This window comes from Methanosarcinales archaeon, from assembly GCA_014859725.1.
Classification (GTDB): domain Archaea; phylum Halobacteriota; class Methanosarcinia; order Methanosarcinales; family Methanocomedenaceae; genus Kmv04.
The window spans coordinates 18,307-28,530 of record JACUTQ010000007.1; the positions used below are offsets into that span (position 1 = coordinate 18,307).

Below are 10,224 nucleotides of genomic sequence, written 5' to 3' on the forward strand. Positions count from 1 at the left end.
GATTGTTCAATTTTTTTGTTACATTATCCTGGCATTTTAAATAGATATTTCTTGAAAGTCCCGGCAAAAAAACGGATTAGTAAACCTTTTTTATCATATAGCTAAAATAACAGCCATGCTTTCTGAAATAGGATCCAGACTTTTTGACAATTTTGAAGATAAAGACGAGGCCAGAGAAAAATCATTAAGACTTTCCAGAAATATTATAAGACTCAGCGGAAGGGCAATAAAATCCATCCACAGGGAACAATATAATGAGGCTGAACAGTTAATAGAAGAAGTCTCAAAATTGAATAATGATATCCGATCATTGCTAAAGGTTCATCCCGATATTTTTCATGCAGGATTTGTTGAGAATGCCCAGACAGAATATGCTGAAGCTGCCATTACATATCACATTTTAACTGAAAATAGGATCCCGGAACCTATTGAACTGAATGTGGAAGATTCGGCATTCCTGTTAGGTTTGGGAGATGTCGTAGGAGAACTCAGACGCATTATTCTTGATCTGATCAGAAAGGATAAACCCTATGATGGGGAAAAATATCTGGAAATAATGGACGATATATTTTCAACAATAATCTTATTTGATTTCCCTGATGCATTATCCAGGGGATTAAGGCATAAAGGGGATGTGGCACGAAGTCTTGTAGAGAGGACAAGAGGAGATTTGACTATAGCTGTTGGAAATACCAGACTGAACGAATCCATGACAAGACTTGAAAACAAATTGGAATAATATGATAAGATTGATGTAATTTAGCTGACATTTGTTTCTCCAAAAGGTACGTTTATTATGAGATTTGATCCGGAAAAAATTAGAAAGGCAGCCAAAGAGGATTTTGATACTGCCTGGAACCAGGGAAAAGAGTACATTACAGCACCGAACATCCATACCCAATATCCAAGATTTAAATTGGGTTTTGGCAAACCCCATCCCATATATGATACGATCCAGAAATTACGGGAGGCCTATCTCAGGCTGGGATTCGAAGAAATGGCCAATCCCTTGATCGTGGATGATAAAGAGACGCACAAACAATTTGGATATGAGGCGCTGGCTGTACTGGATCGCTGTTTCTATCTTGCAGGTTTGCCCAGACCGAACGTTGGAATTTCTGATGAAAAGATCACTAAGATAAAAGAGATCATCCCTGTAGACGATGCAGGTGTCGAGACAATACGCCAGATCCTTCATTCATATAAAAAAGGCGAAATTGAGGGAGATGATCTGGTACCTGAGATCTCACATAAACTGGATGTACCGGATTCAAAGGTCGCCGTAATGATCGACCATGTTTTTCCGGAGTTTAAAGAACTCACTCCCATTAGTTCGAATAAGACCCTTCGAAGCCATATGACATCGGGCTGGTTCATTACACTTGGTGCCATGGCGGAGCGGGTAAAACCACCAATTCATCTGTTCAGTGTTGATCGGTGCTTCAGGCGTGAACAGCAGGAAGACGCCACCCGGTTAATGACATATTTTTCAGCATCCTGTGTTATCATGGACCCTGAAGTTACCATAGAACATGGTAAAGCGGTCGCTGCCGGATTACTGACCCAGTTCGGATTTGAGAAATTCAGGTTCAGGCCCGATGAGAAGCGTAGCAAATACTATGTGCCTGATACCCAGATCGAAGTATTCGCTTACCATCCCGGATTGGTAGGCAGCAGCACCAAATACAGTGACGGTTGGGTCGAAGTAGCTACTTTTGGTATATATTCACCATCCGCCCTTGCGCAGTACGATATCCCGTATCCGGTAATGAACCTCGGGTTGGGAGTAGAGCGCCTTGCCATGATCCTGCATGATTCTAATGATGTCCGTGCCCTTACGTACCCCCAATTCCCGGTATATGAAAGCAGATGGAAGATGTCTGATGAGGAACTGGCCGGCATGATATCTGTAGATAAGGTTCCGGTAACATCAGAAGGATGGGATATTCAAAGGGCTATAGTCAAGGTATGCGAAGAACACGGCAGTGAACCCAGCCCATGTGAATTCCTGGCATGGAGCGGTAAAGTCAGCGGTAAGGATGTTAAAGTATGGGTCACCGAACCTGAGGAGAATACTAAATTGTGTGGACCTGCTGCATTTAACAGTGTTATAGTATTAGAAGGAGATGTTCTGGGCCTGCCTGATTCGCCGAAATACGAAAAGCAATTCAATAATGGCACTAATGCAAATCTCAGGTATATTGATGCTTTTGCAGCATTGGCTGCATCAGAAATTGAAAACTCTGTCGGGGAGAATACCTTGACCCGGGTGAGGATAGTGAAAGTGCCGTCTGAAGTAAATATTATATTGGACCCAATTGCGCAGCGGAATATTACTGGTAATAATAAGAAAATAGACATCCGCGGCCCGGTATTTACAACCGTAAGATCGGAATTTTAATAATGTTGACATGCGATAATATTAATAGCCAATAAGAAGAACTATTTAGAAAAACATTGAATTTATGAGGTGGAAATATAATGAAATCTAAAAGCATTTTTTCAATAATACTCGTCATAGCTTTATTGACTATATCTATATTTGCAGCTGGATGTGCAGATAATGGGGTTGATGTAGATGAAACACCTACTGCTACTCCAACACAAACACCCACAGAACAACCAACAATTGAACCAACAATTGAACCAACTGAGGAACCCACGGCAACAGCTACAGAAGTAATTGAAGTTCCCATTTATGCCAGGCTTATGGCCTATCAGATATTACCAACAGGGGGTATGGAAATAAATGTGGGAGAGACAATTACATTTAGAAATTTTGATGCAATGAAAAGACAATTTGTGCTTGTTAGCGAAGAAAATCTGTGGGGAGAGGATCCAGCTCTTAGATATATGAGAACAGTAAACTACACATTTACTGAACCTGGAACATACACATTTTATGTCAAGCCTGCAGATAACAGGAAATGGACTGTCACTGTGGTATAGAATATAATGAAGACCAAAATCATCAGTGAAGGGGATATTCAGATAAAGGTTCCCCTTCCAGATGATTTATCTAAGTTCACTCCTTCATCTGCAGCCGTTTTTTACAATCCTGATATGGAATTGAACCGGGATATTACAGTAGCGTCAATTTCTGGATTTATTAAGCAAAAAGAAGCTGATTTAAATAAATTGTCCTACGTTGATGTCATGGCAGCTACAGGCATCAGGGGCATCAGGATTGCTTCTGAGGTCGGGCTGAGATGTCATCTAAATGATTGGAATGAAAATGCATACCAATTAATTAAGGAAAATATTGAGTTTAATGGATCAGAAGATGTATGTACTACCTCACACCAGAATGCCAATACCTTGCTGCATCAGAAACCATATGATATAGTTGATGTAGATCCATTTGGCTCCCCCGCGCCATTTCTGGATTCAGCTGCAAGGTCAGTACGCAGTTTATTATGCATTACTGCAACTGATACAGCACCGTTATGTGGTGCCCATTTAAAATCCGGGATCAGAAAGTATTCAGCATTACCATTAAATACAGAATATCACAGGGAGATGGGAGCACGCATTCTATTGGGCTCCATCACCAGAGCATTGGCTCTCAGGGACAAAGGAACGAATGTGTTGCTCACTCATGCAACCAGGCATTATGTCAGGACTTATGTTGAAATTGTATATGGAGTCAAGGCCGCTGATGAAGCAATGGAAGGACTGGGATTTATTAACCACTGTTTCAATTGCGCGTTCCGGGCATGGGAGCATGGCCTGGTGCCACAATTGGAGTCTGATTGCCCGATCTGCCATAAAACTTTGAAATTTGCAGGGCCCTTGTGGCTTGGTAATATTCAGGAACAGGATTTTTGTCAGGTCGTGCTGGATGAATTGGAAAACAGAAAACAGGGCAAGTGGGTACAAGCATCAAAGATAGTATCATTTTGCCGTGACGAGATCAATATACCTACCTATTATGACCAGCACTGGCTATCTAAAAAACTTAAAATATCTCCTGGACCTATTGACGATTTGATCCAGGCTTTGAAAACCGCAGGTTTTAAAGCATCTAGGACGCATTTTACAGGAACAGGTTTCAAGACCGATGCAGGATTTGAAAAAATAAATGAAATTCTAATAAATGTTGATCAAAAAATCTTAAGATGAAAATTTATCTATAATCATCGCATAGAGGTCATCAATCCATGAGTAATACATTTAAATTATTATTTAACAGGTTCGCTGGACCAAAACCCAAAATATCAAAAAGTCCATATGTCAGACTAATTGATCTGAAGTCAAAACCATATTTTATAGTAGCTTCAGTGGAAGTGGGAAATACAACGACCAAATGCATCCTGACTGCAACTAATCTGGAAAATGGACAGACCAGCCTTGTCAATAAGACTGTAAAAATGACCCGGGATGTCAGGAGTCCAAGACCTGAAGAAGAAATATTTGGCAAGACCTTAACCGGGATTTCCCTGACGAAAGATTCAGTAGCTGAAATGGTACGGGATACTCTTTTAGAATCTGTAAATAATGCCAATCTTGATATTAAAGAGGACCTGCATTTTGTGGTACGTTCCACAGGTGTTGTGGCTGGTTTTGATTCTCCTGAAGAAGTGGGTCATTTTATCAAAGCCCTTGCTGATGGATGTTTAATGGCGGGTGTACCTCCAAATAAAATGATCCCTGCCATGTCAATAGAAAATGTACCAATCCGTTTCAGAAAACATAGTCTGATAAAAAAGATTGTATTTACAGGTGCTGTGGGAGGTGTGCTGCCCCCAATGGGAGCTTCAGGACTTGAAGTGGTAGCAAATGAAATGGAAGGGGAACTTGCCACTGCCGGTATTAAGGAGGGGGCAAAATCAGCAGGCATAGACTTTCGAAATCCATGTCTTTCCATCGACTTCGGTACTACTCTGGATGGGCGCATCACCACCAGTGACCTGCCCTATGCCCATACTATCGGAAATTTTGCAGGTTTTGCAGGGGCTATTCCTGATGCAATTATTCAAGGTACTCATCTGGTAGATGAAAAGGTCGGCACTGCTCTTGACCTGTTCGATAACAAACCCGTTGGATTGTTTACGTGGATTCGACGGGGAAAAGTGATAAAAGAGTATGCAGCAATGATACATGAGTTGATAACTATTGAAGTGGTTCCTGAAAATGTGAGCCGATACGGTAGCGTTCCTGTAAATCCCAGGGCGGCAAAAGAAATTGGAGTGACCCTTATTGGATGCGATGTGGGGGTGAACGGTTCAGATCTTGAAAAACTGCTAACAATAGGGGGAGAGATCTATAAAAAATATGGTCTGAAAACTCTTTTCGCTGTCGTGGACGTGGTATGTACATATATGGCCACCCGGTTAGTAAAAGTGGCCATGGATGCCGATTTAATTACTGAAAGTTCTGCCATAGGGTTTACTGGCAGAGCTGCCATAACAGGTTGTAAACCCAAATTAATACTCAGCAATATTAAGAAACTTGGCCTGTATGATGCACCAGAGAACCATATCGTGTTTGTGGATGATGGTCTGGCCAGGGGTGCTGCAGTGATGGCCAGGTGTATGAACTCCATGGGGTCTCCCAAGAATCCTTTGGGCGGATGTATAAGTGGTAAATGCGTCCTTGGTGGGCGGATGAAACTTCAGGGAGGGCATATTGATGAAAAGGAATTGCAGAAACTCACTTCAAAAGGTTCGAATATGAACAGATCGATGTCATAAAGGAGATAATTTTGATAAACAGGGAAATCCAACCTAAAACCAGGGCTCTATTGTTAATGGGATGCCCGGAAGTGGCTGTTCAGACAAGTCTAGTACTATACACATCTCATCTTCTCATGAACAAAGGATGTACAGTATTGATCGCAGGCAATAATTCTGCCCTGGAACTTACCAGGATGGCAGATCCTGAGGGACATTATGTTAAGGAGAGTGCAGATATTGACACCACAATAGGTGATCTTGCTCAGAAGGTCTTTGATCCAGATATCTGTTATGTGTTCATCCACAATGATGCAGGAGTGTCATATCTAGCCACAGTTAATGCATTGATCAGCGGTGAAGCTGTGGGTGTCATTTTCGGACATGAACCCCAGAAATTGGCAGCGCAGTGCAGTGAAGCTGATCTGAAATGTATCTGGGCCAGGGCAGTACACAATCCCAGTCCTTTAAAATCCAAAATAACACGGGAGGTAGATCGTTGGTCTGCATCGATGAGTTAAACTATGAAATATTGCTATCAAAAGCTACTTATAAGGATTGTTCAAAGTTTATCAGATCAAAATTTAAAGAAACATATATCATAGAGCCCGGGTTTCAAATATTTGATGCTTTCATAATTGGAGTTCCACCTATTTATGTTGCTGTGGAAGACGAAACGATCATATTCCCATATACAAAACCGTGTCACGGCACTTTTGTGCTAAGTATTCACAATCCGGAAGCAGCAGCAAAACTCAGAAAAATGGGCAAACCCGCATAATTAAATAGCAGTAGATGTTGAATTGTCTAAGGCCCATCTGATAAATTCAGGGTTTGGAAATTCGTGAATAGTTGTAGAAACGATCATCCCATCACCGAACTCATGGGTCACAAGTACTGCTTCTTCTTTTTCGTTAACAAGGATACATTCACCTTCTGTTGTGCAAAAGAAGCCGTCACATTCCTGAACAGGATCGCTTGCAAGTAATGATGCCTTACTCTGGCATTTTTCATGCAGTTCTGCGGGTCCGTATATCAGGGAATATTCAAGATCAAAAGGCAGCCAATCATAGGAATGAGAGTCTGTAAGAGCACCAAAGACTAAAAGTGTCCCGCCTTTAGTAATAAAACTCTCGATCCTGTGTTTGTTTTTCATAAGAGATGGAAGCACGTTTGAATATTTTGGATTGGCAAATCCAGTTGGAATCAGTATCATCTTAAACGGGGGAAGAAAAGGTGATCCCATATTTGCAGGATGGATCAACTGATGATCAAAACCATGCTCAATAAAGAATTTCTCAAACAATAATCTGGAATCCCACAGGAGTGCGATATCGGCCATAAAGAAACCTATATTGATGATAAGGAACAAATACCTTTTCAGGGGAACATGGAAGAATCAATTAAGGAAGTCCTGGGCGAATTCCGGAAACACCTTCAAGCAGATGGTGGGGATATTGAATTCGTCGGGGTCGATAAGGGAATGGTAAAAGTACGGCTTTCAAGAACCACAGTTCCTGTCACATTCAGCACGTTCCTGAGGGATTATAAGACACGGGAGGGGATCAGTTGCGGGAGCTGTCGCATACCTACAGGTACCATTATTGCTGCACTGGAAATCACGCTAAAGGAAAAGATCCCTTCAGTTGAAGGGGTCGAACTGGTCAAATAATCAGGACATTCTGGCTTTAATATTTGTTGAGCCACATATTGGACATTCTGATGCATTCTTTTTCATGAACGCTTTTTTACAGGATCTACAATAGTATATAGCACTATTTTGCTTAAGAGCATCAATGTCCTCTGGCATTGCAGAAAAAGATATGCTAGTACTGCACATTAATAGCACCTCCCTTGTAAATATTTAATTTTCCTGTAACAATAGATAAAGTCTTTGGTAGGTGCTTCTTTGTTGATGAAAACTTATATGAATGGTAACGTAGTATGCAGGTCATACAATTATATTAGGAGTATTAGAATGGGAATCAGACCAAGTTATATAAAATCCCTTGCAACCCAATTATTAAATGACAAAGGCGAACTTTTCACAAAAGATTTTGAAGACAATAAACCGCTTGTTACTCAATATACCAATGTACAGAGCAAGGTAATTAGAAACCGAATAGCCGGATATATTACCAGGAAGAAGAATAGACAATAATAATTGACAAATAATAGGTGGTCCTGCAATGTTGGACGGTGTAATAACTGCAATGATAACACCTTTCACTCCTGACAACAGGATTGATAAAGCAGGTTTGCAGTCCAATATAGATTTTTTAATTAAAAGAGGGATTTCTGGTGTAGTGCCTTCCGGGACGACTGGCGAGTCAGCCACCCTTACTTTTCAGGAACATAAGGACCTGATCGATATCAGTGTTGAGTGCAGTACCGTGCCTGTTGTTGCAGGTACCGGGTCAAATAGCACTTCAGAAGCCCTGGAATTAACAAAATACGCAGCAGACGCCGGGGCTGATGCAGCTTTGCTCATCACTCCTTATTATAATAAACCCAACGATGCCGGGCTCTTAAAGCATTTTACCACTATTGCAGATCATGCTGATATACCACAGATATTGTATAATGTCCCAAGCAGGACATGTATCAATATGAAAAATGAAGTGACTGCAGAGTTGGCCCAACATCCTAATATTATGGGGATCAAGGAGGCCAGCGGGGATCTGGACCAGATAAAGGATATTATCCAGCGAACCCAGGACCAGGATTTTGTGATATTTTCAGGAGATGATGCTTTGACAGTTCCGATCATGGAACTGGGAGGTGTGGGTGTGATCAGCGTAGCTGCGAATATTGTTCCAGATAAGGTGACTGCAATGGTACAGGCTTTTAAAGCAGGGAATATGGATGAAGTCCGAAGGCTTGAAATCCTGCTTGCCCCTTTGATCAAGGCATTGTTCATTGAGACAAACCCCGTCCCTGTTAAAAAGGCTGTAGAATTGATAGGCCTGGCATCGGGTGAACTGAGATTACCTTTGGCTCCTATAAGTCAGGAGAATGAGGAAATACTGGTTGCAGAACTTAAGTCCATCGGGGTGTTAGAATCATAATTCGTGCTGCTGTTACGGGAGTATGCGGCAGGATGGGCGCACTTATTGTAAATAATATTTTGAGTTCTGAAAATATGGAACTATCTGCCGGTTTTGACATAACCAATATCGGAATGGATGTGGGTGAAGTGATCGGGACCGGGAATCTGGGTGTACCTGTATCTGGCCCGGATGATATGGAATCTGTTATCAGGGACAGTGGTACCCAGGTTGTTATTGATTTCACAATTGCTGCAGCTGCTGCAGAGAATGTAGTAAAGGCAGCCAGTGCAGGCAGCGACCTGGTGATGGGGACTACAGGGTTCAGCGATGAGCAGGTCGAAAGGATGCATGTAGCCATAGCAGATAATAAGGTCTCTGCAGTGATCTCACCAAACTTTGCTGTGGGAGTTAATATATTCTGGGAGCTGCTTGAAGAGGCAGCCAGACATCTGGAAGGATTTGATGTGGAGATTATCGAAATCCATCATAATATGAAGAAGGACGCCCCCAGCGGTACTGCAGTAAAGGCCGCCCAGGTTATCAATAAGGTTTTAGGGGGCAGAGAATATGTGTACGGCCGGCAGGGTCTTGCACCCAGGGGAGATGAGATCGGTATCCATGCAATCCGTGGCGGTGATGTGGTGGGCGACCATACAGTACTGTTCTTTGGTGATGGTGAGCGCATCGAGATCAGGCACCAGGCACACAGCAGGCAGGCATTTGCAGGAGGAGCTGTGCGGGCTGCCAGGTGGTTAATGGACCAGCCGCCGGGTGTGTACGGGATGGATGATGTGCTGGGTTTGAAGAGCTAGAATGATGTTAGTTTTTTTCTAAATTTGAACCCCAAGATCGCCGTGAGCTAGTACGATGTTCAGACTTAAAAGTTCCACCTCAAAAAAAAGAGATGTGGTCAAAAGACCATAATCAAAAACATGGAATGATTATTTCCATTCCCAAGTTTTGGTTACAGTATTCTCATCCTCGTCCATTTCATATTCAAAGACCGTAGCCATATAGTTCAGCTTGTCAAACTTCCGGGAAGCCGTCTCGTAGAATACACTCCCTCGGATGCTAACTGTATTTTGGCCAGTCAACTTTCCCACTCCTTGGGCTCTAAAGGTAGCACCATCTCCACCTTCTGACATGACTATTCCATTACCATATGCATATAGCACTCCATTGGGCCGCATATCTGATAAATAGGTAAGGACAACCTTGACCTTGGTTCCCAGGAATTCCCCCCTCATTTTTTCTGATGTTTCGACCATTGTTTTGCGGCCTCTTTTTACAATTACCCGCTGGCTCGATACTTTCCCTTGCAACTCACTAACCATTTCACCTAACATACACTCACCCCACATTGAAATTTCTGTGTGGAATAATTGTGAATAATCGAAGTTAAGAGTTGTGGTCATCTTGCTCGCCCGAAAATCAAAGAGCTGAGATTTCTCACGGTTCTGAAAATACGCCGGCACCCAAAAACAGCAGGAAGAATCGAAAAG

At 42.2% G+C, this 10,224-nt stretch carries 13 protein-coding genes; 11 read left to right on the forward strand and 2 right to left on the reverse strand.

Features of this window, described 5'->3' with window-relative positions; genetic code table 11:
- The first annotated feature begins 115 nt into the window (after nucleotides 1-115).
- The 7 genes from IBX40_01375 (at nucleotide 116) to IBX40_01405 (ending at nucleotide 6,453) form a co-directional block, all read left to right on the forward strand.
- Entirely contained in the window at nucleotides 116-739 is a 624-nt protein-coding gene (locus tag IBX40_01375) for a hypothetical protein (GenBank protein MBE0522981.1), read from the forward strand.
- A gap of 57 nt (nucleotides 740-796) precedes the next feature.
- Nucleotides 797-2,401, forward strand: coding sequence for an O-phosphoserine--tRNA ligase (locus IBX40_01380; protein MBE0522982.1), 1,605 nt, complete (start codon nucleotides 797-799; stop codon nucleotides 2,399-2,401).
- Nucleotides 2,402-2,481: 80 nt separating this feature from the next.
- Nucleotides 2,482-2,949 carry a hypothetical protein gene (locus IBX40_01385; GenBank protein MBE0522983.1) on the forward strand — a complete coding sequence of 156 codons (468 nt, stop codon included), beginning with the start codon at nucleotides 2,482-2,484 and terminating at the stop codon, nucleotides 2,947-2,949.
- A gap of 6 nt (nucleotides 2,950-2,955) precedes the next feature.
- Nucleotides 2,956-4,122: a tRNA (guanine(10)-N(2))-dimethyltransferase gene (locus IBX40_01390; GenBank protein ID MBE0522984.1), complete on the forward strand. Its 1,167-nt coding sequence runs from the start codon at nucleotides 2,956-2,958 to the stop codon at nucleotides 4,120-4,122.
- A gap of 38 nt (nucleotides 4,123-4,160) precedes the next feature.
- Nucleotides 4,161-5,693 (forward strand): methanogenesis marker 14 protein, encoded by a 1,533-nt coding sequence (locus IBX40_01395; GenBank protein ID MBE0522985.1) that lies wholly within the window; start codon nucleotides 4,161-4,163, stop codon nucleotides 5,691-5,693.
- An 11-nt stretch (nucleotides 5,694-5,704) separates the two neighbouring features.
- On the forward strand, nucleotides 5,705-6,193 hold the full coding sequence (locus tag IBX40_01400; GenBank protein ID MBE0522986.1) for a DUF1890 domain-containing protein: 489 nt from the start codon (nucleotides 5,705-5,707) through the stop codon (nucleotides 6,191-6,193).
- Nucleotides 6,172-6,453, forward strand: coding sequence for a DUF1894 domain-containing protein (locus IBX40_01405; GenBank protein MBE0522987.1), 282 nt, complete (start codon nucleotides 6,172-6,174; stop codon nucleotides 6,451-6,453). The genes IBX40_01400 and IBX40_01405 overlap by 22 nt, the downstream gene beginning before the upstream one ends.
- On the opposite strand, the gene IBX40_01410 is transcribed toward IBX40_01405, so the two are convergent.
- Nucleotides 6,454-7,014 (reverse strand): hypothetical protein, encoded by a 561-nt coding sequence (locus tag IBX40_01410; GenBank protein ID MBE0522988.1) that lies wholly within the window; start codon nucleotides 7,012-7,014, stop codon nucleotides 6,454-6,456. It lies immediately after the preceding gene.
- A gap of 48 nt (nucleotides 7,015-7,062) precedes the next feature.
- On the opposite strand from IBX40_01410, the gene IBX40_01415 reads away from it, so the two are divergent.
- From IBX40_01415 to IBX40_01430, 4 genes are all read left to right on the forward strand, one after another.
- Nucleotides 7,063-7,344 (forward strand): NifU family protein, encoded by a 282-nt coding sequence (locus tag IBX40_01415; protein MBE0522989.1) that lies wholly within the window; start codon nucleotides 7,063-7,065, stop codon nucleotides 7,342-7,344.
- A 306-nt stretch (nucleotides 7,345-7,650) separates the two neighbouring features.
- Nucleotides 7,651-7,833, forward strand: a complete 183-nt coding sequence (locus IBX40_01420; GenBank protein MBE0522990.1) for a 30S ribosomal protein S17e — start codon at nucleotides 7,651-7,653, stop codon at nucleotides 7,831-7,833.
- A 28-nt stretch (nucleotides 7,834-7,861) separates the two neighbouring features.
- Complete coding sequence (locus IBX40_01425; protein MBE0522991.1) at nucleotides 7,862-8,740, forward strand: 4-hydroxy-tetrahydrodipicolinate synthase; 879 nt, start codon at nucleotides 7,862-7,864, stop codon at nucleotides 8,738-8,740.
- Nucleotides 8,737-9,534: a 4-hydroxy-tetrahydrodipicolinate reductase gene (locus tag IBX40_01430; protein ID MBE0522992.1), complete on the forward strand. Its 798-nt coding sequence runs from the start codon at nucleotides 8,737-8,739 to the stop codon at nucleotides 9,532-9,534. Before IBX40_01425 ends, IBX40_01430 begins: the two co-directional genes overlap by 4 nt.
- A gap of 129 nt (nucleotides 9,535-9,663) precedes the next feature.
- Here IBX40_01430 and IBX40_01435 read toward each other — a convergent pair whose 3' ends face one another.
- The gene (locus IBX40_01435; protein ID MBE0522993.1) at nucleotides 9,664-10,068 is read right to left on the reverse strand and encodes a hypothetical protein; all 405 of its coding nucleotides are present in this window, start codon (nucleotides 10,066-10,068) and stop codon (nucleotides 9,664-9,666) included.
- Nucleotides 10,069-10,224: the final 156 nt, after the last annotated feature.